Origin of the sequence: Spirillospora sp. NPDC046719, from assembly GCF_040645715.1 — a bacterium.
Classification (GTDB): Bacteria; Actinomycetota; Actinomycetes; order Streptosporangiales; family Streptosporangiaceae; genus Spirillospora.
This window is the reverse complement of sequence record NZ_JBEYYT010000029.1, coordinates 24509-45297: the sequence shown is the minus strand read 5'-3', so window position 1 is coordinate 45297 and position 20789 is coordinate 24509. Positions and strand designations below refer to the sequence as shown.

General features: G+C 74.2%; 20 protein-coding genes. 8 read left to right on the top strand and 12 right to left on the bottom strand.

Annotated elements, in window-relative coordinates:
- Positions 1-54 precede the first annotated feature (54 nt).
- Positions 55-603, bottom strand: coding sequence for a hypothetical protein (locus tag ABZ914_RS08120; protein ID WP_500192327.1), 549 nt, complete (start codon positions 601-603; stop codon positions 55-57).
- A gap of 75 nt (positions 604-678) precedes the next feature.
- On the opposite strand from ABZ914_RS08120, the gene ABZ914_RS08115 reads away from it, so the two are divergent.
- Positions 679-1620: a diacylglycerol kinase family protein gene (locus tag ABZ914_RS08115; RefSeq protein ID WP_190852566.1), complete on the top strand. Its 942-nt coding sequence runs from the start codon at positions 679-681 to the stop codon at positions 1618-1620.
- 295 nt (positions 1621-1915) lie between these two features.
- Positions 1916-2176: a WhiB family transcriptional regulator gene (locus ABZ914_RS08110; RefSeq protein ID WP_151541468.1), complete on the top strand. Its 261-nt coding sequence runs from the start codon at positions 1916-1918 to the stop codon at positions 2174-2176.
- 187 nt (positions 2177-2363) lie between these two features.
- Here ABZ914_RS08110 and ABZ914_RS08105 read toward each other — a convergent pair whose 3' ends face one another.
- On the bottom strand, positions 2364-4058 hold the full coding sequence (locus ABZ914_RS08105; protein WP_500192326.1) for a GAF domain-containing sensor histidine kinase: 1695 nt from the start codon (positions 4056-4058) through the stop codon (positions 2364-2366).
- Between the two features lie 73 nt (positions 4059-4131).
- Between ABZ914_RS08105 and ABZ914_RS08100 the strand changes: the two genes are divergently transcribed.
- On the top strand, positions 4132-5298 hold the full coding sequence (locus ABZ914_RS08100) for an 8-amino-7-oxononanoate synthase (protein WP_500192325.1): 1167 nt from the start codon (positions 4132-4134) through the stop codon (positions 5296-5298).
- 37 nt (positions 5299-5335) lie between these two features.
- Entirely contained in the window at positions 5336-6145 is an 810-nt protein-coding gene (locus ABZ914_RS08095; RefSeq protein WP_387026876.1) for a GntR family transcriptional regulator, read from the top strand.
- 9 nt (positions 6146-6154) lie between these two features.
- Here the strand turns inward: ABZ914_RS08095 and bioD are convergent, their stop codons facing one another.
- Entirely contained in the window at positions 6155-6880 is a 726-nt protein-coding gene (bioD, locus tag ABZ914_RS08090; RefSeq protein WP_500192324.1) for a dethiobiotin synthase, read from the bottom strand.
- Positions 6881-7022: 142 nt separating this feature from the next.
- Between bioD and ABZ914_RS08085 the strand changes: the two genes are divergently transcribed.
- Positions 7023-7769 (top strand): hypothetical protein, encoded by a 747-nt coding sequence (locus ABZ914_RS08085; RefSeq protein WP_500192323.1) that lies wholly within the window; start codon positions 7023-7025, stop codon positions 7767-7769.
- A 52-nt stretch (positions 7770-7821) separates the two neighbouring features.
- On the opposite strand, the gene ABZ914_RS08080 is transcribed toward ABZ914_RS08085, so the two are convergent.
- Positions 7822-9483, bottom strand: a complete 1662-nt coding sequence (locus tag ABZ914_RS08080) for a carotenoid oxygenase family protein (protein ID WP_500192322.1) — start codon at positions 9481-9483, stop codon at positions 7822-7824.
- A gap of 214 nt (positions 9484-9697) precedes the next feature.
- Between ABZ914_RS08080 and ABZ914_RS08075 the strand changes: the two genes are divergently transcribed.
- On the top strand, positions 9698-10189 hold the full coding sequence (locus tag ABZ914_RS08075) for a GNAT family N-acetyltransferase (protein WP_433140331.1): 492 nt from the start codon (positions 9698-9700) through the stop codon (positions 10187-10189).
- 102 nt (positions 10190-10291) lie between these two features.
- Here ABZ914_RS08075 and ABZ914_RS08070 read toward each other — a convergent pair whose 3' ends face one another.
- From ABZ914_RS08070 to ABZ914_RS08045, 6 genes are all read right to left on the bottom strand, one after another.
- Complete coding sequence (locus ABZ914_RS08070; RefSeq protein ID WP_500192321.1) at positions 10292-11629, bottom strand: acetyl-CoA carboxylase biotin carboxylase subunit; 1338 nt, start codon at positions 11627-11629, stop codon at positions 10292-10294.
- 146 nt (positions 11630-11775) lie between these two features.
- Positions 11776-13122 (bottom strand): HD-GYP domain-containing protein, encoded by a 1347-nt coding sequence (locus tag ABZ914_RS08065; protein ID WP_190852608.1) that lies wholly within the window; start codon positions 13120-13122, stop codon positions 11776-11778.
- 11 nt (positions 13123-13133) lie between these two features.
- On the bottom strand, positions 13134-14480 hold the full coding sequence (locus tag ABZ914_RS08060; protein WP_190852610.1) for an HD-GYP domain-containing protein: 1347 nt from the start codon (positions 14478-14480) through the stop codon (positions 13134-13136).
- A gap of 598 nt (positions 14481-15078) precedes the next feature.
- On the bottom strand, positions 15079-15996 hold the full coding sequence (locus tag ABZ914_RS08055; protein ID WP_190852612.1) for an NAD-dependent epimerase/dehydratase family protein: 918 nt from the start codon (positions 15994-15996) through the stop codon (positions 15079-15081).
- A 101-nt stretch (positions 15997-16097) separates the two neighbouring features.
- Positions 16098-16409, bottom strand: a complete 312-nt coding sequence (gene rsrA, locus ABZ914_RS08050; protein ID WP_151541342.1) for a mycothiol system anti-sigma-R factor — start codon at positions 16407-16409, stop codon at positions 16098-16100.
- 89 nt (positions 16410-16498) lie between these two features.
- Complete coding sequence (locus ABZ914_RS08045; protein WP_151541343.1) at positions 16499-17104, bottom strand: sigma-70 family RNA polymerase sigma factor; 606 nt, start codon at positions 17102-17104, stop codon at positions 16499-16501.
- A gap of 445 nt (positions 17105-17549) precedes the next feature.
- Here ABZ914_RS08045 and ABZ914_RS08040 point away from each other — a divergent pair, with 445 nt between their 5' ends.
- Positions 17550-18353 (top strand): class I SAM-dependent methyltransferase, encoded by an 804-nt coding sequence (locus ABZ914_RS08040; protein WP_500192320.1) that lies wholly within the window; start codon positions 17550-17552, stop codon positions 18351-18353.
- Between the two features lie 21 nt (positions 18354-18374).
- On the opposite strand, the gene ABZ914_RS08035 is transcribed toward ABZ914_RS08040, so the two are convergent.
- Together ABZ914_RS08035 and ABZ914_RS08030 are read right to left on the bottom strand one after the other, a co-directional pair.
- Positions 18375-18707, bottom strand: a complete 333-nt coding sequence (locus ABZ914_RS08035) for a TraR/DksA C4-type zinc finger protein (RefSeq protein ID WP_190852617.1) — start codon at positions 18705-18707, stop codon at positions 18375-18377.
- A 103-nt stretch (positions 18708-18810) separates the two neighbouring features.
- Positions 18811-19659, bottom strand: coding sequence for an SOS response-associated peptidase (locus ABZ914_RS08030; protein WP_433140344.1), 849 nt, complete (start codon positions 19657-19659; stop codon positions 18811-18813).
- Between ABZ914_RS08030 and ABZ914_RS08025 the strand changes: the two genes are divergently transcribed.
- Positions 19658-20764 carry a DoxX family protein gene (locus ABZ914_RS08025; RefSeq protein WP_500192319.1) on the top strand — a complete coding sequence of 369 codons (1107 nt, stop codon included), beginning with the start codon at positions 19658-19660 and terminating at the stop codon, positions 20762-20764. The two genes, ABZ914_RS08030 and ABZ914_RS08025, sit on opposite strands and share 2 nt — an antisense overlap.
- Positions 20765-20789: the final 25 nt, after the last annotated feature.

Genomic DNA, 20789 nt, shown 5'->3' with positions numbered 1-20789 from the left:
CCAGGGCCCCTCGGCGTTCGCTCGTCCTCCGGCCGCCGGGCTTCCGGCCGCCGGTCAGTTCTTCGCGGACGTGCCCTTGGCGGGCGCGTCCTTCGCGGGCTGCTCCTTGAGGCGGTCCATGAGCTTCTGGCCGAGGGACCGGTCGTCCCGGGGGCGCGGCTCCGCGGCACGGGGCGCGGGCTTCGCGCCGCCGGACGGGGCGCCGTCCTCCTCCTCGTCCTCGTCATGATCGTGGACGAGCCAGGCGGTGCTCGGCGGGCTCAGCACCGCGACCAGCGCGAGCACCGCGACGATCCCCATCGGCAGGGCGATCTCGGGCCGGTCGCTCTGCCAGAGGGACCAGGCGACGGGCAGCGCGAACAGCTGGGTCAGGACCGTGGGGGCGCGGCTGCCCTGGGCGCCGCGCAGCAGGCCGCGGGCGCAGGCGAGCATGCCCACGCCGCCGGCGAGGGCGAGGACGGTCACGCCGATCGCGCTCACCGGGTCGACGGCGGCGCCCGCGGCGGTCTCCACCCCGGTGTAGACGCCGAACGCGACGGCGCCGAGGCCCTCCGCGCCCTCCAGGGCGGCGGCGGCCCGCACGGTGTTGGGACGATCGGTCACAACGAAACCCTACTCGCCCGCCGCCGCGGCCGATGCGTGGGGAAACGCACGGGAAACGCTCGATACGCTGGCGCCGTGCGCGCCATGCTCATCGCCAATCCCAAGGCGACCTCCACCTCCCGGCGAGCCCGCGAGATCCTCGTCCGGGCCTTCACCGGCGATCTCGACCTCGAGATCGCCGAGACCGCCCACCGCGGGCACGCGACCGAGCTCGCCCGCGCGGCCGCCGACAAGGGCTACGACGCGGTGATCGCGCTCGGCGGGGACGGCACCGTGAACGAGACGGTGAACGGCCTGCTGGCGAACGGCCCGTCCCCGGACCTGCCCGCGCTGGCGGTCCTGCCGTCGGGGAGCGCGAACGTGTTCGCCCGCGCGCTCGGGCTGCCGAACGACCCGGTCGGCGCGACGCGGGCGGTGCTGGAGGCGGTGCGCGCCGGGCGGTACCGGACGGTCGGGCTGGGGGCGGCGTGCCTGCCGGACGGCGTGGAGCGCTATTTCACCTTCAACGCCGGCGTGGGGCTGGACGCGGAGGTCGTCCGGGAGGTGGAACGCCGCCGCGGCGCGGGCGCGAAGGCGGATCCGTCACTGTACGTGCGGGCCGCCGTCCGCCATTTCTTCACGGGCACGGATCGGCGCCATCCGGCCCTGACGCTGGAAGTGCCGGGACGCCCCCCGAAAGCGGGCCTGTTCCTCGCGTTCGTCTCCAATACGGCGCCGTGGACTTTCATGGGACGGCTGCCGGTGAATCCCAGTCCGAAGTCGAACTTCGCGCGCGGGCTGGACGTGTTCGGGATGCGCACGATGGCCGCCGGCCCCATCCTGGGGGCGCTCGCGCAGATGATGCTGGTGCGGACCCGTCCGGTGCAGGGGCGCGACGTGGTCAACGTGCACGACGCGACGGAGGTCACCCTGCGTGCGGACCGTCCGATCGCCTTTCAGCTGGACGGCGACTACCTCGGGGAACAGCGCAGCGTGACGTTCCGGTCGGTGCCGAAGGCGGTCCGCATCCTCATCTGAGACCGCCGTCACGCCATGCTGAGAGCCAAGTAACACGGCCGACCCACAGGTGTGACACATGCGACACCCATACTTTGAGAATCCTTTCTCAAAGGTCTTGCGTCTGCCCGCGCCCGGCTGACACGCTCAAAGTGCGCCAGCCGACAGGGGCCCCAACGTCGTCCGCCTCCTGATCGCAGCGCCGCGGAACAATCACCCTCGGATCGCCGGCCACCGCCGCTCCGGGCGTTCGCGACATGTGAAACCGTTCACAAACGTGGAGTGTCTCACACCACCTGACGAAGGAGTGGACCGCATGGACTGGCGCCACCGCGCTGCCTGCCGTGACGTGGACCCCGAGCTGTTCTTCCCGATCGGCAACACCGGGCCCGCGATCCTGCAGATCGAAGAGGCCAAGCAGGTCTGCCGGCGCTGCGACGTCACCGACGCCTGCCTGCGCTGGGCGCTGGAGTCCGGCCAGGACTCGGGCGTCTGGGGCGGGATGGGCGAGGACGAGCGCCGCGCCCTCAAGCGCCGCGCCAGCCGCGCCCGCGCCCGCGCCAACGCCGGTCTCTGATCCACTCGCACCACCCTCACCCCCCAGCACCGAGCGGCGCCGCCTCCGAACCCCCAGGGCCGGAAACCCCGGCGCCGCCCGCACCGCGCATCGACGTGCCCGCCGCCTGGAGACAGGCCGCGGGCACTCGGCGTCTCCAGGGGCGTTTCCCCAGGCCGGACCACCAGACCGAGCGCTGGACCGCGTCCTATGACTGGGCCGAGCGAGGCGCGTGGAGCCGGTTGCTGTAGTCGAGGGGGACGTCGACGATGACCTCGGTGCCGCCGCCGGGCCGGTCGCGGAAGTCGAGGCTGCCGCCCAGCTCACCGACGATCAGGGTGCGGACGATCTGCAGCCCGAGGCTGTTGCTGCTCTCCACGTCGAAGTCCGGCGGCAGGCCGACCCCGTCGTCGGCGACGATCGTGACGAGCCGCGGGCCGGAGACGGGCTCGCGCACCGCGGGCGGCTCCTCCCGGGCGCGCGGGTCGTGCGCGTCGGAGCCGGGCCACTCGCCCCAGACCGCCACGCCGGCCGGTTCGGGGGCCGCGCCGCCCTCGCCGTAGCGGTGCGCGACGACCTCCAGGGTGCCGAACCGGCTGGCGAGCCCGTGCTCCAGCGCGTTCTGCAGCAGCTCGGTGAGCGCCATCGCCAGCGGCGTCGCGACCTCGGCGGGCAGCACCCCGAAGCTGCCGGTCCGCTTCGGGGCGACCTTGGTCTCCGGGGTGGACACCTCCCCCGCCATCATGATCACCCGGTCCGCGATGTCGTCGAAGTCGATCAGCTCGTCCGGGGTGTGCGACAGCGTCTCGTGCACGATCGCGATCGACCCGACGCGGCGGACCGCCTCGTCCAGCGCCGCCCGCCCCTCCGGGATCCGCAGCCGGCGCGCCTGCAGCCGCAGCAGCGCCGCGACGGTCTGCAGGTTGTTCTTCACCCGGTGGTGGATCTCCCGGATGGTGGCGTCCTTGGTCATCAGCTCCCGGTCGCGCCAGCGCAGCTCGGTGACGTCCCGGCACAGCACGATCGCGCCGATCCGGGTGCCGCCGACCACCAGCGGGATCGTCCGCAGCTGCATGACCGAGCCGTTCGCCTCGACCTCCACCTCGCGCGGCGCCCGCCCGCTGAGCACGACGCTGAGCGCCTCCTCCAGCGGCTCGCCGGTGTCGCACAGGTCGGCGGTGACCTTGCCGAGCGACTCGCCGACCAGGTCGGACGGCAGGCCGAGGCGCCGGTAGGCGGACTGGGCGTTCGGGCTGGCGTAGACGACGCCGCCGCCGCGGTCGAGCCGCATCAGCCCGTCGCCGACGCGCGGCGAGCGGACCATGTTCGGCTCCTCGCCCGGCACCGGGAACCGCCCCTCGGAGATCATCTTCGCGAGGTCGCTGGCGCTCTGCAGGTAGGTCAGCTCCAGCCGGGACGGGGTGCGCGCCGAGCTGAGGTTGGTGCTGCGCTGGATCACCCCGAGGATCTTGGCGCCGCGGCGCACCGGGATCGACTCCTCCCGGACCGGGATGCCGCTGCCCCACTCCGGGTCGCCCTCCCGGACGATCCGCCGCTCCCGCCACGCCACGTCGATCAGCCCGCGCCGGCCCGTCCGGACGACCTTGCCGACCAGGTCCTCGGGGTAGGCGGTGGGGCCGGTCGTAGGCCGCATCTGCGCGATCGCCACCCAGCCCTGCACGGCCGCGCCGGTGTCGATCGTGCCGCCGCCGCGCCGTCCGCCCCGGGCGGGCGGGCCGTCGGCCGGGACCTTCGCGCCGGACCGCAGCGGCACCCACAGCAGCAGGTCCGCGAACGACAGGTCGGCGAGGAGCTGCCAGTCCGACACCAGTGCGTGCAGCCACTCCACATCGGTCTCGGTGAGGTCGGTGTGGTCGCGGACCAGATCGGTCAAGGTAGGCACACGACCATCATCGCCCATCCGTTCCGGTGCCCCGGCGCCGTGCCCGCCGCCCCCGACCTGGCAGGATTCGGGCATGACCGACGACCCCCTCGCCAGGCTCCGGGACGCCGCCGCCCGGCGCGCCGAGGCGGGCCTGCGGCGGACGCTGCGCCCCCGCGCCGCCGACCACGACGGCCTGGCCGACCTCGCGTCCAACGACTACCTGGGCCTGTCCCGCGACCCCCGGCTGGTGGCGGGCGCGGCCGCCGCCGCGCGCGAGTGGGGCACCGGGTCCACCGGCTCCCGGCTGGTCACCGGCACGACCGCGCTGCACGCCGAGCTGGACCGGCGGCTCGCCGCGTTCACCGGCAGCGCCGCCGGGCTGGTGTTCTCCTCCGGCTTCCTGGCCAACCTCGGCGCCGTCACCGCGCTGTCGGGGCCCGGCACGCTGGTGGTGTCCGACCAGGTCAACCACGCCTCGATCGTGGACGCGTGCCGGCTGTCGCGGGCCCGCGTGGCGATCGTCCCGCACCGGGACGCCGGGGCCGTCGAGCGGGCCCTCGCCGAACGTGACGAAGACCACGCGATCGTCGTCACCGACGCGGTGTTCTCCGTGGACGGCGATCTCGCGCCGCTGGCGGAGCTGCACCGCGCCGCGCGGGCGCACGGGGCGCTGCTGGTGATCGACGAGGCGCACGCGCTCGGCGTCGTCGGCGACGGCGGCCGCGGCGCCGCGCACGCCGCGGGCCTGGCCGGCGAGCCCGACGTGGTCCTCACGCTCACCCTGTCGAAGTCGCTGGCCGCGCAGGGCGGCGCCGTCCTCGGCGCGCCCGAGGTGGTCCAGGCGCTGCTGGACACCGGCCGCTCGTTCATCTTCGACACCGGCCTGAACCCGCCCGCCGTCGGCGCCGCCCTCGCCGCCCTCGACGTGCTGGAGGCCGACCCGGGCCTGCCCGGCCGGGCGCGTGCCACCGCCCGCCGGATGGCAAACCTCGCGGCCGGTTCCGGTCTGGAGACCGCCGACCCGGCCGCCGCCGTCGTCCCGGTGTTCCTCGGCGAGCCCGACGACGCGGTCCGCGCCGCCGGGATCTGCGCTGAGCACGGGCTGCGCGTCGGCTGCTTCCGTCCCCCGTCCGTTCCCAAGGGCCGGGCGTGCCTGCGGCTCACCGCGCGCGCTACGGTCGACGAGTCCGACCTCACAAGGCTGCGGACGGCCCTGGCGGAGATCGCCCTCTCTACCGGCCGTAGTCTTCACGCATAACATCGGGGGAAACCGATGATGAACGTGAGGAGATGCCGTGACGGAGGTCAGGGGCGGGCCCCGGCACGGGGACGGATTCGAGCGCGGATTCGATCGGGCGGTACTCGGCGACCTGGGCAAGCACCACACCAACCAGGCGCCGCGCATCCCGAAGTACTACAAGCTCAAAGAACTCCTCGTCGAACTCATCCAGTCGCTGCCGCCGGGCAGCCCGCTGCCTCCTGAGCGGGCGCTGGCGGAGAAGTACGAGACGTCCCGGACCACCGTCCGGCAGGCCCTCGCCGAACTCGTCGTCGAGGGGCGCCTGCAGCGCATCCAGGGCAAGGGCACGTTCGTCGCCAAGCCGAAGGTGTCGCAGGAGCTCCAGCTCGTCTCCTACACCGAGGACATGCGGCACCACGGGCTGCGCCCCGAGACCCGCATCCTGGACGCCGGCTACGTCAGCGCCGACGAGCGCCTCGCGTCGCTGCTGTGCATCCGGCCGGGCGGCCGGGTGCTGCGCGTCCACCGGCTCCGGCTCGCCGACGGGGAGCCGATGTCGGTCGACACCTCGCACCTCCCAGCCCGCCGCTTCCCCGGCCTGCGCCGCGAGCTGCCCCGGCACCGGTCCCTGTACGAGACCCTCGCGACCGCCTACGACGTCCACCTGACGGAGGCGGAGGAGACGATCGAGACGGTGCTGGCGACCCCGCACGACGCGCAGCTCCTCGGCGTCGACGTCGGCCTGCCGATGCTGCTGCTGTCCCGGCACGCGTTCGACACGACGGGCCAGCCCGTCGAGTGGGCGCAGTCCATGTACCGGGGCGACCGGTACAAGTTCATCACCCGCCTGCGCCGGGACTCCTAACCCGGCGGATCAGTCCATGCCGGGGGCGTGCGCCTCGCGGAAGGCGGCGGCGTCGAAGGAGCCGCCGAACGACGGGGCCAGGCCGCGGTGCGCGGCGACCAGGAACTCGGCCGGGTCCAGCGCGGACGCGCCGGCCGGGAGCGCGCCGGACAGCGGCCGCGCCGCGATGGTCTCCAGGTCCCGGATGTTGCTGCGCATCGCCAGGTCCGGGTCGTCCGGCCAGGCCCCGATGACCACGCCGGCGAGCTGCACGCCGCGGTGCGCCATCGCCTCCAGCGTGAGCGCGGTGTGGTTGAGGGTGCCGAGGTCGGGACGGGTCGCGACGACGACCGCGGCGCCGAGCCAGCGGGCGAGGTCGGCGATGGTGGTGCCCTCCTCGTCGTAGCGGACGAGCAGACCGCCCGCGCCCTCCACCAGCACGAGCCGGCGGGTCGCGGCGAGCTCCTGGACGTGCTTGGCGACGTCGGGCAGCCGGACGGGCGGGACGCCGGCGCGGCGGGCCGCGGCGGCGGGCGACAGCGGGTCGGGGAAGCGCGCGGACTCGTGCACGTCCTCGACGCCGGCGAGCCGCCGCACCTCGTCGAGGTCGCCGGGCTCGCCGCCGCCCATCCCGGTCTGCCCGGGCTTGACCACGGCGACCGACGCGCCGCGCGCGGCCGCGACGGCGGCCAGCGCCGCGGTGACGATCGTCTTGCCGACGCCCGTACAGGTCCCGGTCACTACGAGCACACTCACGCCCGGCACCCTAGCGTGCGGAGCGGGAGCCGGCCGGTCGCAGACCCGACAGTCTTTCCGTCATCGGATTTGTAGCCGGGGGGAACCGGTCGGGATGGCGGCGCGTCGAAGACGCATGGCCGGTTCGCACACTCGCACCAGCTTGATCGCCGCGCTCGCCTGCGCGGGCACGGTGGCGGCCTGCGGCGGGGCCTCCGGGGTGGAGAAGCCGCCGCACGCGCTGCCGTCCACCGGCGCCGCCACGCACTCCGCGAAGGACTCGCCGCGCGGCGAGCATCTCGTCCTGCGGATGCGCAGGACCGGCGGCATCGCCGGTCTCGGCGGCGGGCTGCCGGACTTCTCGCTGTACTCGACGGGCCGCGCGCTCGTCGCCGCGCAGGGGAAGGTCACCGAGTACCGGCTCACGCCCGCGGCACTGGACCGCCTGCTGGGCGAGGCGCGCGCCGCCGGGCTCGACCGCTCGCACACCGTCAGCGCCGGGCAGGTCGCGGACGCGATCGTGCTGGAGTTCACCATGGGCGACGCGCACACCAAGATCGTCCAGCCGGAGGCGCAGTCGGACCCGGCGGCGCGGTTCCAGGCGCGTCTCGATCCGGCCCGGTGGCCCGCCGCCGACCTCGCGTCGGGCGCGCGGCCGTACGCGCCGTCCAAGGTCGCGGTGCTCGCGTCGGAGGGCGCGGTGGCCGACGGCCCGGTCCGCACCTGGCCGCTGGCGCCGCTGGGCCGGGGCACGACGCTCCCGGGGGCCGTCTGCACGCTCGCCGCTCCGGCGAAGGTCCCGGCGACGGGTCCGGGCACCGCCTGGCGCAGCGGCGGCAAGACCTACACCGTCCGCCTGCGCCCCCTGCTCCCCGACGAGCACACCTGCGCCGACCTCCGTCCCCGGTGAGTTGCGGCGTGCCGCCCTTTTGCGGCGCGTCATAAGGGCGGCACACCACAGCTCAGCGGGAAAGCTCGGCGGCCACTTCGCGGGTTTCGGCTCGCAGGTCGGGGGCCAGCTGGTCCAGGCGCGCGTCCAGGTCGTCGGCGAAGCGGAGCCGCTCCACGTCGGGTGCAGGGACGGCCTCCGGCATCCACGCGGAGTGGATGAGGAACGGGACGGTCGTGCCGGGCGGCGGCGCCAGCACGGCGAGCGGGCCGCGCCCGACGTCGGCGGCGTCGAACAGTTCGACGCGGAAGCGGTCGTCGTTGTGGACGGCGACGACGAGGTAGCCGTCGTGCCCGCCCGGGTCGGCGCCCGCGTAGCGGCTGCCGCCGCGCCCGCGCGGGACGAACGAGGGCGACGTCGGGTAGTCGTCGAGCGCGAACGTCCATTCGGCGAGCGGCCTCAGGTCGTCGCGGTCGTGGCTGACCAGGACCGCCGGGGTCTCCTCCGGCGGGAACAGGTCGGCGTCGATGCGGCCGGTGTAGTTGCGCAGCGCCCGCTGGTTGATCGCCTCGGGGTGGAAGCCCAGGTAGACGAGGTGGTGCCGGGTCGGGGCGGTCTGCCCTTCGATGCTCCAGTCGATCGCGGACAGCTCCGCCTGCCACCAGCGCTCCGGGTCGCAGGCGCGGGCGCGCTCGCTGACCGTCCCGGTCTCCGGGTCGAACAGCAGGACGGTGGTGAGCGCGGGCGTCATGCCGTGGCAGTACATGCCGCGCAGCGCCGGGTCGACGGGGCGGCCGAACGCGTCGAGATCGTCCTCGCGCAGGTACATGCCGATGTCGACGCCGGGCGTGTGCTCCATGACGACCTGCACGCCGCCGGAGTCGTCGTACTTCGCATAGAAGTGGTTGACCTCGGGGGCGATCCGGAACTCCTTGCAGGCGACGGTGCCGGCGCCGGGGCGCAGGTCGTCCTTGCGGATCAGCAGGACGGGCCCGTCGGGGTTGTTCGCGACGGTGCGCTCCGCGCCGAACACCTCGTCGGTGTCGATCTTGTAGGCGGTGTCGGCGAGCACGAGCCAGTCGCGGGTCTGCGTGATGGTGTGGGTGGCCTGCGGCAGGACGGCGCCCTCCACGTCCCAGCGCTCGACCCGGCTCCCCTCCCCCGCGTACCGGATCACCGCGACCGCGCCGGTCATGACGTCGCGGCTGACCGTCCACAGGCAGCCGCGCTCGGGGTCGATCACCGGGTGCGCGGACGTGGAGATCAGCGGCAGCACCGCCTGGTCGATGGCGGGCCTCCAGTCGTCGCGGTGGCCGACCTCGGCGACGAACCCCAGCGTGACCGGGTCGACCTCGACGGGCCGGCCCGCGTCCCACGTGGCGAACAGCCGGTCGCCCCACGGCAGCGGCGCCGTGTTGGCGGCGTTCACGAACCCCCACGGCGAGCTCGTGCCGACGGGCCCGGCGGTGAACAGCTCGGGACGCCGGCGGCGCAGCCGGACGGACGGGGTGTCGATCACCCGGGCGCGCCAGCGGAACCGGCCGTCCGCGTCCGGCCGGAGCGGGAGCCGCGCGATGATCCCGTCGCCGAAGAACGCGTGCACAGGATGGGTGCGCTGGTCGGAGGTGCTGACGACGAAGTGGCCGCGGACGTCGTCCGGCCACGCACCGGCGACGACCGCGAGCTCCAGGTCGCCGACGTCCTGCGTGCCGAGGATCGAGCGGGGGACCGGCATGGCGCCTCCTGGGGGTTCGGCGGGCCGCCACCTGACGGGCACCCGCCAATCAACACGGCGCCGGGGCTAGTAGTCAAGTACCTAACGACTAGTACGGCGCACCGACCGCCCCGCCGGGCGAGCGTCCCGCCGGGATCCGGATAGCCTGATATGTCGCGGCCGTCCGGTCGCGATGATCCGGCCCCAACGGCTCCCCCGCCTGGAGAAGCACCCGATGCAGCACGTCACCGTCCGCGACGCCCGCCCCCACGAGTACGACCTGATCGGCGAGCTGACCGTCGAGGTGTACGTGCACGGCGGGCTGGTCTCGCCCGAGTCGTCCTACGTGGGCAAGCTGCGCGACGCCGCCGACCGGGCCGCCAAGTCGCAGCTGCTCGTCGCGGAGATCGGCGGGGAGGTCGCGGGCGCCGTCGCCTACTGCCCGCCCGGCAGCCCGTACGCCGAGCTGGCGGGCCCGGACGAGGCCGAGTTCCGGATGCTCGCCGTACTGGCGAAGGCCCGGCGGAGCGGCGCGGGACGCGCCCTGGTCGGCGAGTGCGCGGCGCGCGCCCGCGCCGCGGGACTGACCGGGCTGCGGCTGTCCACGCAGGCGAACATGGAGGCCGCGCACCGCATGTACGAGCGGCTCGGCTTCGTCCGCACCCCGGACCGGGACTGGTCCCCGATACCGGGACTCCGCCTGCTCACCTACGCCCTGACCTTCTAGCCACCGGCCCCGACGCCCCGGCCGGCCTGTCGTCCCGCCGGCCCTGTCGTCCCGTCGGACCGCTGTCGCGCCGGACCGCCGTCCCGCGCCGGAACGCGCGGTTCAGCGGATGCGCATGCGCGCCACCACGCCGGTGTCGTACGTCCCGTCGATGAACTCGCGGTGGTCGAGAAGCTCGGCCAGGAACGGCAGGTTCGTCGCGACGCCCTCGATGCGGAACGCGTCCAGCGCGGCGCGGGCCCGGGCCAGCGCGTGCGCGCGGTCCTCGCCGTGGACGCAGAGCTTGGCCAGCAGCGAGTCGTAGTGGTGCGTGACGGTGTTGCCCTCGTGGTAGCCCGCGTCGATGCGGATGCCGTCGCCGACCGGCTCCTCCCACACCTTGATCTCGCCGGTCGCGGGCCGGAAGTCCCGCGGGTCCTCGGCGTGGACGCGGAACTCGATCGCGTGGCCGCCGGGCGCGGCGGCGGCCGGCGCGACCCGCTCCCCGGCCGCGATCCGGAACTGCTGCTCGACCAGGTCGATGCCGGTGACCAACTCGGTCACCGGATGCTCGACCTGGAGCCGGGTCGTCATCTCCAGGAAGGCGAACTCCTGCGCGACCGGGTCGAGCAGGAACTCGACGGTCCCGGCGCCCCGGTACCCGACGGCCTCGCCCGCGCGGACCGCCGCGGCGAGCATCCGCTCCCGCAGCGCCGGGGCGACGCCGGGCGACGGGCTCTCCTCGACGACCTTCTGGAACCGGCGCTGGACGGAGCTCTCCCGCTCCCCCAGCGCCACGACGGTGCCGTCCGCGAGGCCGAGGATCTGCACCTCGACGTGCCGGGCGCCCTCGATGTACCGCTCCAGCAGGACGTCGCCGTGCCCGAACAGCCGCCGGGCGGCGGCGTGGGCCGCCTCGAACGCGGCGCGCAGCGACGCCTCGTCGTACGCGGCGCCGAGCCCGGCGCCGCCCCCGCCGGCGGCGGGCTTCACCATCACCGGGTAGCCGATCCGTTCGGCCTCCTCCAGCGCGGTCGCCGCGTCCGGGACGGGCTCCCACGCGCCGGGCGAGACCGGGACGCCCGCCTCCTTCATCAGGTTCCGGGCGTTGATCTTGTCGCCCATCCGGGCGACGACGAGCGGCGGCGGCCCGACCCAGACCAGCTCCCGCTCGGCGACCGCCCGCGCGAACGCGGCGCTCTCGGCGAGGAACCCGTAGCCGGGATGGACGGCCTGCGCGTTCGTGCGGTGCGCGGCCTCCAGGACGGCCGCCGCCTCGAGGTAGCTGCGCGCCGGGTCGGCCGGGCCGATCAGCACCGCCTCGTCCGCCTCGGCGACGTACGGCAGGTCGGCGTCGGCCTCGGAGTACACCGCGATCGCCTTCAGGCCCATGGCCTGCGCGGTGCGCACGACCCGGCCGGCGATCTCGCCCCGGTTCGCCACCAGCACGGACTCGAACACTCGCGGACTCCTCCTCGGAGATCTGCTCCCGCCGGCGGCGCCGGCGGACCTGCCCCGCCGACCCTAGCGTCCGCGCCGCGCCGCGTCCGCCCGTACGGGCGACGAACGGCCGGCCGCGCACCCGCGAGCGGGTGGGGAACCGCCGGTCAGGGGCGGGGACGGCGGTCGACGACGCGGCTGAGCGCCTCCACGACCGTCGGGTCGTACTCGGCCGCCGAGTCCAGCCGGAGCCGCTCCAGCACGGCGGCGCCGCGGTCGCGGTCGGCGGAGTCGCCCACCAGGTCGTCGTAGGCGTTCGCGACCTTGATGATGCGCCCGGCCAGCGGCGGCGCCGGGGCGGGCCGCTCGGCCGCCTCGCCGGAGCCCGCGAGCGTCTCCGGGCCCGTCCGGTACGGGTGCGACGACAGCTCGACGATGTGCGCGACCCGGTCCAGCACGCCGGTCTGCTTGATGACCTCGGCGCCGAGCTCGGCGATGCGGCGCTGCTCGGCGGGCGACGCGAGCACGGTCGCGCCGCCGGGGATCGGGTCGCCGAGCGACAGCTGCCCGATGTCGTGCATCAGCGCCGCGTACTCCAGCTCCAGCAGCTCCTCCTCGGACATGCCGAGCTCCCGGCCCATCGCGACCGACAGCCGCGACACCCGCCGCGAGTGGCCGGTCTCGACGTACCCGCCGACCTCGGTGACCCGCGACAGGGCCCGGACGGTCTGCAGGTACGTCGCGCGGATCCCCGCGTACCGGCGGAACGCGAACTGGGTGACGAGGATCGGCACCGTGAAGATCAGCAGCGCGGCCTCGCCCATCGCCGTGGTGGCGACCGCGATCAGCATCGCGGTGGCGCTGGTCGCCGCGCACAGCGCCATCTTCGCGTCGATCTCGTCGCGCAGCGCGATGCCGAACCGGGCCCGCACCGCCTCCGCCCGGATCATCGCGGCGATCAGCACGTCGGTGAAGCAGGACAGCACGACGACCAGGCCCATCACCGCGAGCAGCAGCTGCCAGGGCAGCCCGAGCGACAGCATCGGCCGGAAGCACAGCGCCACGACCGCGACGGTGAACAGCCGGCGCGCCATCGCGTCCGGGCGCGGCGACCGGCCGACCAGGATGTGCGGCAGCGAGCCGACCAGCATCCCGACGGACGTCACCGCGACGACCTGCAGCGGCGAGTGCTCGGCGGGGACGACGCCGAGCGGCGCGTCCGGCGGGGCGCCCTCGGGGCCGATGCCGACCAGCAGCGCGTAGCCCATCGCGCCGGCGCTGGCGATCGGCGCGACCTCCCGGTTGCCGGGCATCACCATCCGGAACAGCTCGCCGAGCGCGATCAGCACGCCGAAGATGATCGCGACGTTGGGCTGCCGGAGCCCGGCCGCGGCGACCTCGGCGATCGCGACGACGACGAACAGCCCGGCGGTCGCGATCAGCAGCAGCTGGCCGGAGTCGATGGTCTGCCATGCGGCCCGCTCGCGGCGGGCCCGGATCTGGGTGCTGCTCATGGGAGGTCCCGTCACCGCCGTGCTTCGTCTCCGGCGACCCGCAGCGGCGCGCTCGGGTCGTCATGGTCCTGCTGGGTGGTCTCGACGACGTCGTCGTCCGGCAGCACGACGGGCCGCGGCGGCTCCCAGCCGTCCCGGTCCAGCGCGCGCAGGAACGCCTCCACCATCACCGGGTCGAAGTGGTCGCCCATGCCGCGGCGCAGCTCCGCGACGGCCTCCGCCACGGTGCGGGCCGCCCGGTAGGAGCGGGTCGAGGTCATCGAGTCGAACGCGTCCGCGACGGAGATGACCCGGGCGAACTCGGGGATCTCGTCGCCGGCCAGGCCCATCGGGTAGCCGCGGCCGTTCACCTTCTCGTGGTGGTGCATGATCCCGGCGAGCGCCTCGTCCAGGAACCCGATCTCGCGGACGATCTCCAGCCCGCGCATCGGGTGCAGCTGGATCGCGGCGAACTCCTCCTCGGTGAGCGAGCCGGACTTCTGCAGCACCTTCGTCGGAACGCCGAGCTTGCCGACGTCGTGCAGCATCCCCGCGTACCGGATCGCCTCGACCCGGTCGGCGCGCATCCCGATCTCCTGCGCGATCATCACCGAGCCGCGGGAGACCCGCTCGGAGTGGCCGCGGGTGTAGTAGTCCTTGGTCTCGACGGCCTGGCAGAGCGCGGCGAGGGTGGCGGCGTGCGCCTGCTGCTGCGCGTACGCCTGGTCCATCGCCCACCGGGCGATGAACAGCGGCAGCAGCACCAGCACGGCGGCGAAGGCGCCGATCCGCGGCCACAGCCCGGCGATCAGCAGCCCGACCATGCCGTAGCCGAGGCAGCCGACGGCGAGCTGGCCGCTCTCGTGCAGCAGCTCGCGCGGCGCGGCCTGCCGGGACAGCAGCAGCACGCCCGCCATCAGCAGCAGGTTCACCAGGACGAAGGTGACGAGGGCGCCGAGGAACGGGCCGATCACGTTCTCCACCCAGCGGGACTGCTCGGGGTGGAAGCGGTCACCGCCCAGCAGGTCGAAGACCGTGCCGGCGCAGAAGCCGCTGAGCGCGAACTGCGCGCCGTTGAAGGCGCGCTTCTCGGGCGCGAAGAACCGCTGCCCGGTGACCAGGGCGCTGAGGCCGAGCAGGGCCGCGCCGGCGGGGCCGAGGAGCACGACCCCCGCCAGGCTGGCGGCGAAGCTCAGCGAGACGCGGGCCCGCTCGACGTTCAGCCGGGCGGGCGCCGAGTCGCAGATGAGGAAGAGCAGGGCCAGTACGGCCAGCTTCGTCCAGTCCACCCCCGTGAAGGACGACGTGGCGATCACCGCGGCCGCGAGCGCGACCACCCCGCACACGTACGCCCAGGCAGCGAGAGGTAGTCCACGCATTGCCGCCCCTTAGGGAGTGACGAACGAGCGGGCCGCCGCCGGGATCGACCGTGCCTGCCGGCACTAGACCCAGGAAACGCCCTCGGGCATCATCAGCGACGATCCCGTGGCGTCCTGGCACCGGCCTCGTCCGGCCGGATTGCCGCACTCGAGCATGGCTTCCGCCTCCCCCCGTCGACCGGGTCCGGCCGGCGCGCGGCGCCGGCCCGCCGGAACCGCTCGGCCCGGTCTCCCAGGTCCGCACATACCCCGAATTCGGGGGCGTGCACCGCGTTCCCGTCGCTGATTTCGGCCCCAGCCTAACGCGAACTGCCCAGGTCACACAGGCATGCCGGGAATCGTGAGCAAAGCGTGAAGCAAGTGTCACTTTAAGTGATCAATTCCCGGGGATTAATGTACTCAGCGTACCCGCACAATGCCGCTGCACAATCTCAATGCACGTGCATCTGCAAATGGCGTTCTTAAACCGACCAGAATCGTCCCATCAATGGCACCAAGCCGCATTCCTCTGCTCTCCGGCACGGACCCCAGCACGGGACCACCGGTCAGGCGGCGCGGCGGTCAGGCGGCGCGGCGGCGGTCGGGCGGTGCGGTCCGGTCAGGCGGTGCGGGCGCGCGCCCAGGCGGCCGTCTCGGCGAGGCCGTCCGCGAGGCTCACCCGCGGCTCCCAGCCAAGCGCCTCCCGCGTGGGGCCCGGGTCCACCGCCATCGCGGGCAGGTCCCCGAGGCGCGGCGGCGCGAAGTCCGGCTCGTCCGGCGCGCCCACCGCGGCGGCGACGAGCGCGTGCAGGTCCCGGTCGGTCGTCTGGAGGCCCGTCCCGACGTTGAAGCGGCCGCCGCCGCCCGCCTCGCCCGTCGCGCGGGCGAACGCGTCCACCACGTCCAGGACGTACACGTAGTCGCGGGTCTGCCGGCCGTCCCCGAACACCTTCGTGGGGCGGCCCGCCAGCAGCGCGTCGGTGAAGATCGAGATCACGCCGGCCTCGCCCTCGGGCGTCTGCCGCGGCCCGTACACGTTCGCCAGCGTCAGCGTCGTGTAGTCGAGGCCGTGCAGCGCCTTGTACATCCCGGCGTACACCTCGCCGGTCACCTTCGAGGCCGCGTACGGCGACGCGGGGCGCAGCGGCGCGTCCGGCGGGACGGGCAGCGCGTCCGGCACCCCGTAGACGGCGCAGCTGGAGGTGAACACGACCTTGCGGCTGCCCGCCGCCCGCGCCGCCTCCAGCACGTTCGCCGTCCCGAGCGCGTTGACCCGCGCGTCGTGCAGCGGGTCGGCCACGCTGGCGCGCACGCTCACCTGCGCCGCCAGATGGCAGACGACCTCGGGGCGGCGGGCCGCCATCCGCTCGGCGAGCGCCGGGTCGGCCACGTCCATCCGCCACAGCTCGATGGCCGGGTTCCGGTTGGCCCCCGACGACAGGTCGTCCACGCCGACGACCTCGTGGCCGTCGGCGAGGAGCCGGTCGACGAGATGGGACCCGATGAAGCCGGCCGCGCCGGTGACGAGAGCGAGCACCCCAGCACGATACCCAGCCGCGGCGCTGCCGATCATGCGCGCCGCCGGGGCCCGGTCAGGCGGACTCCGACGCGCCGGTCAGGCGGGCCCGGAAGGGCCGGTCAGGCGGACTCGGAGGCGCCGGTGCCGCCGGACGCGACGCCGCCGGACGCCTTGATCTCGCCGCAGATCTCCTCGATCCGGCCGAGCACCTTCGAGCGCAGCTCGGCCGGGGCCTGCTCGCACCCGCAGGACTTGTTCACGATCTTCTTGACGGCCTCTTCCAGGCCGTACTCGCGCAGGCACGGCCCGCACTCGTCGAGGTGCTCGCGCACCTCGCCGCAGCCGCCCTGGTCGAGTTCGCCGTCAAGGTAGGTGTAGACGCGCGCGAGGACCTCTTCGCAGGACGTCTCGTGGTGGTCGCCACAGCTCATGGCTCACGCACCCCTCTCGCTCACCGCGCCGCGCCCGGCCGCGGTGTCCGGCATGTCGCTCCGCTCTACGCGTCCGGCGCTTCCCCGGCTCATGCCGGCCCCCCGGTGGCGCGCGTCAGCCCGCGGTCCTGAGCGTAGTCCTCCAGCATCCCGCGCAGCTGCCGGCGACCCCGGTGCAGCCGCGACATCACCGTGCCGATGGGCGTGCCCATGATGTCGGCGATCTCCTTGTAGGCGAAGCCCTCGACGTCGGCGAGGTAGACGGCGATGCGGAACTCCTCGGGCAGCTCCTGCAGCGCCCGCTTCACGTCGGAGTCGGGCAGGTGCTCCAGCGCCTCCGCCTCGGCGGACTTCAGGCCGCTCGAGGTATGCGACTCGGCGCGCGCGAGCTGCCAGTCCTCGATCTCCTCGGTCGCGGACTGCTGCGGCTGGCGCTGCCTCTTGCGGTAGGAGTTGATGAACGTGTTGGTCAGGATGCGGTACAGCCACGCCTTGAGGTTGGTGCCTTCCTTGAACTGGTGGAAGGACGCGAACGCCTTGGCGAAGGTCTCCTGTACGAGATCCTCGGCGTCCGCCGGGTTGCGCGTCATGCGCAGCGCGGCCGAGTACAGCTGGTCCAAGAACGGGAGCACGTCGCGCTGGAACCGCTCCTGGCGCTGCTCAACGGTCTCCGTGGTGCCCGGTACCTGACCCACCCCCTTGACTGTGGCGCCCTTGGCCTTGGCCGGCCTGGTGGCGTCGTATCCCACAGACGATATCGGGCCGCGCTGCCTCATCACGCCCTTGGGGGCGCGCGCGCCGCCGGGCGGGGACACTACCCCCGCGCCGCGCGGGTAATCGGCAACGGCTGTGGTCATCGGCCTGCACCTCCGCTGTGTGCTCGTCCATCGCCTCGCCCGCGAGCGCGGACGGGGCGGTCCGTCCGGTCGTGCCGCACCACGCGTGCGGACGGTTATGAGACGGTGCAACGCCGGGACGCGCCCGCCGATTCCCCGACCGGGAGCCGCACGCGGAAAAGATTCCGGACGTCCCCGAGCGGGCCGGGCCACCCCGCCCGGCCTGCACGGAGGGTGATGACCGGGCCCTGACGGGGAAAGAACTGACGTACACGGCGAGAACAGGAGCAAACCGTTGCTACCGGTGCCGGCGCGACCTCCCGAGCCCACCATCGCCAGCCTGCGCGACTCCCCCACGGAGGGCGACGCCCTGGCGCGCTACTGGAGGTTCTACTGGGCGGTGGCCGACGCGCAACTGGCGCGCTGGCTGCCGCGCAGGCCGTCGCGCGTCCTGGACATCTCCGGCGATCACGGGCGGTGCGCCGAGCGCGCCGCGGAGGCCGGCCACACGGTCGTCGAGGTCCGCGACCCGCTGCTGGAGCGCCGCACGGCCGGCGCGCTCGCGGCCGGGACGTCCGGCGACGGGGCCTCCGGACCGGGCCCCGCGACGACCAAGGTCCTCGGCGACTCGGGCTCGCTCGCCTTCCTCGGCGCCGCGTCCATGGACGCGGTCCTCGCCGAGAACCGGGTGCTGTCGCGGCACCTGGCCACCGAGGAGACCATCGCGGAGATCGCGCGGGTGCTGCGGCCCGGCGGGCGCGTGCTGCTGTGCGTGGACTCGCTGACGCTCGGGATGGCGCTGCTGGCGGAGCAGAGCCACTGGGCGCACCTGTCGGACGTGCCGAGCGCGGAGGTCGTCCTGGTGCCGTGGCCGGACGGGACGATCACCCGCTGCTTCGGCGCCGACCAGCTCCGCGAGCTGCTCGCCGAGGTGGGGCTGGAGGTCTCCTGGATCAGACCGCGCACGGCGCTGTCCCCGTCGACGGTGGAGCACGTGCTGTCCTCGTCGCCGGACGCGCTTCCGCGCCTCGTCCGGACCGAGCTGAACGCCCCGCCCGGGGACGAGTCCCTGGGCTTCCACCTCCTGGCGAGCGCCAGGCGGCTCTAGGACGGCTTCTGAGGCCCGTTCCTACCGTCCGCGGCGGTCGTACCGGGCCTGGCACCGCACGCACCTGGCGGCGTCGGGACGGGCCTCCAGGCGCCCTTCCGGGACCGGGTCCCCGCAGCCCACGCACCGGCCGTAGGAGCCGGCGGCGACGCGGTCGAGGGCGGCCTGGACGGCGGCGCGGTGCCGGCGGAGAGAGTCGAGCGCGGCCTCGACCCGGTCGCGGTCGGAAAGGCCGGAGCCGGCGTCCGCCGCGGAATGGTCGCGCTCCGGGCTCTCCCCCCGCAGAATGGCGATGGAACGATCCAGATCCTCGACCATCGCCTCCAGTCGGGAACGGGCTGCGGCTGCGTCCACGAGGTCCGAACTCCTCCCGGTGGGGGTCTCCGGGCAAAGCCCTCCGGCGAAGGGGAGGCCCGGTTCCGGCCGCCGGAACCGGGAGGGGCCGGGGCGGCGGCGGTCAGAACAGCGCGCCGGAATGGTTGTCGGAACTATCCCCATCACTGGACGGTTCTATGAGTTCCGGCCCGTTGTTTTTCACGCTGTTGACCGCTTTCGACACGGGATAGGCGTCCATCGTGCCGGCCATCGCCGGGACGAGCAGACCGCGCACCCCGTCCGGGTCGGTCAGCTCGGGATCGAGCCAGGCGTCCCACTGGTCGGGCCGGACGACCATCGGCATCCGGTCGTGGATCCGGCCGAGGTCGTCGGGCGCGTCGGTGGTGATCACCGTGCACGTCCACAGCCAGTCGGCGTCCTCCTCGTCGCGCGGCTTCCACAGCTCGTAGAGCCCCGCCATCGCCATGACGCCGCCGTCCTTGGGACGGATGAAGAACGGCTGCTTCCGCGGCTTCTTCTTCGCCTTCTTCTCGCCGTCCGCCGGGTCGTCGGCGTCCTGGAGCGTGTACCACTCGAAGTAGCCGTCGGCGGGCAGCAGGCAGCGCCGCCGAGCGAACGCGCGGCGGTAGGACGGCTTCTCGTGGACGGTCTCGACCCGCGCGTTGATCATGCGGGAGCCGATCGACAGGTCCTTCGCCCAGGACGGGACGAGGCCCCAGCGCAGCGTCCGGAGCTGCCGCACCGCCTCCTCGTCCTCCGGGGCGTCCTTCGGCCGCCGGCTGAGGACCGCCGGGACCTGCTTCGTCGGGGCGACGTTGTAGTCGGGCTGGATCTCCCCGCCGGCCGCGTCGACCTGCACCTGGAACTCGTCCAGGAGCTCCTGACGCGCGCGGGTGGTGGCATATCGACCGCACATGGTCCCCATCCTGCCGCGCTTGAGGCGCATCGTGGCGGGCATGTAGCGGGTCATGCGACCCATCGAGACCCTGGCCCGCCCCCTGGTGGCGGCCCCGTTCATCATGACCGGTCTGGAGGCGGTCCGCGATCCGCGCCCGCGCGCCGAGCAGGTCGGGCCTTCGGTGAAACCGATCGCCGACCGGATCGACTGGATGCCGAAGGACCCCGAGACCCTCGTCCGGATCGAGGGCGCGATCAGCGTCGGGACCGGTGCGCTGCTGGTCATGGGCAAGTTCCGGCGGCTGACGACACTGCTGCTCGCGGCCCAGATGGTGCCCGCGCTGGCGACCGAGCACCGCTACTGGACCGAGGACGACCCGGACCGCCGCGCCGAAGAGCGCTCCCACCTGCTGAAGAACGCCGCGCTGTTCGGCGCGCTGCTGATCTCGGCGACCGAGCCCCGGCGCCCCCCGCGCCTCGCCGAGCTGCGCCGCGCCGCGCGCGAGTCCCAGATCAGGGCGGGCGCCGAGGCCAAGGCCATGCGCCGCGAGGCCGCGGTGACGCTGCGGGAGGCCCGCCGCGAGGCGGCCCGGCAGGTCCGGGTGGCCCGCGCCGAGGGCGGCCGGAAGGCCGCGAGGCGGGCCGCGAAGGCGGCGAAGACCGACGGCGGCGGTGGCGCGCTGCTCGGCGCGAAGCTGGGCAAGGCGTCCGCCAAGGCCGGGAAGGCGTCGGGCAGGGCGTCCGGGATGATGGCGCAGGCCGGCAAGTCCATCAAGGCCGGCGCGGCGACGCAGGCCGCGAAGGCGGCGAAGTCGGGCCGGGGCGGCGGTGCCGCGTTCGGGATGAAGCTCGGCCGGGCGTCCGGGAGGGCCTCCGGGCGGGGCGGCGCGCTGCTGGGCGGGCTGAAGCTCGGCAAGGCGTCCAAGAAGGGCGGCAGGCTCGGGCTGCTGGGCGGCAAGGCCGCCGGGCGGGCCGGGAAGGCGCAGGGCATCGCGTCCCAGGCCGGCAAGACGGTGAAGGCGCAGACCGCCGCGCAGGCCGCGCGCGCCGCGAAGGCCGGCAAGTCGGTCAAGGCGGGCACCGCGACGCAGGCGGCCAAGGCCGCGAAGGCGGGCCGGACCGTCGGGACCGGCACGGCGGTGCAGGCCGGCAAGGTGCTGCAGGCCGTCAAGCACTGAGCCCGCGCCCCCCGAACGCGCCGGT

Coding starts and splice junctions, on each gene's coding strand:
- ABZ914_RS08065 (WP_190852608.1), bottom strand. CDS start 13,122: ATGAGCAGCACCCAGATCCGGGCCCGCCGCGAGCGGGCCGCATGGCAG.
- ABZ914_RS08025 (WP_500192319.1), top strand. CDS start 19,658: ATGCGACCCATCGAGACCCTGGCCCGCCCCCTGGTGGCGGCCCCGTTC.
- ABZ914_RS08075 (WP_433140331.1), top strand. CDS start 9,698: ATGCAGCACGTCACCGTCCGCGACGCCCGCCCCCACGAGTACGACCTG.
- ABZ914_RS08110 (WP_151541468.1), top strand. CDS start 1,916: ATGGACTGGCGCCACCGCGCTGCCTGCCGTGACGTGGACCCCGAGCTG.
- ABZ914_RS08060 (WP_190852610.1), bottom strand. CDS start 14,480: ATGCGTGGACTACCTCTCGCTGCCTGGGCGTACGTGTGCGGGGTGGTC.
- ABZ914_RS08100 (WP_500192325.1), top strand. CDS start 4,132: ATGACCGACGACCCCCTCGCCAGGCTCCGGGACGCCGCCGCCCGGCGC.
- ABZ914_RS08030 (WP_433140344.1), bottom strand. CDS start 19,659: ATGACCCGCTACATGCCCGCCACGATGCGCCTCAAGCGCGGCAGGATG.
- rsrA (WP_151541342.1), bottom strand. CDS start 16,409: ATGAGCTGTGGCGACCACCACGAGACGTCCTGCGAAGAGGTCCTCGCG.
- ABZ914_RS08080 (WP_500192322.1), bottom strand. CDS start 9,483: ATGCCGGTCCCCCGCTCGATCCTCGGCACGCAGGACGTCGGCGACCTG.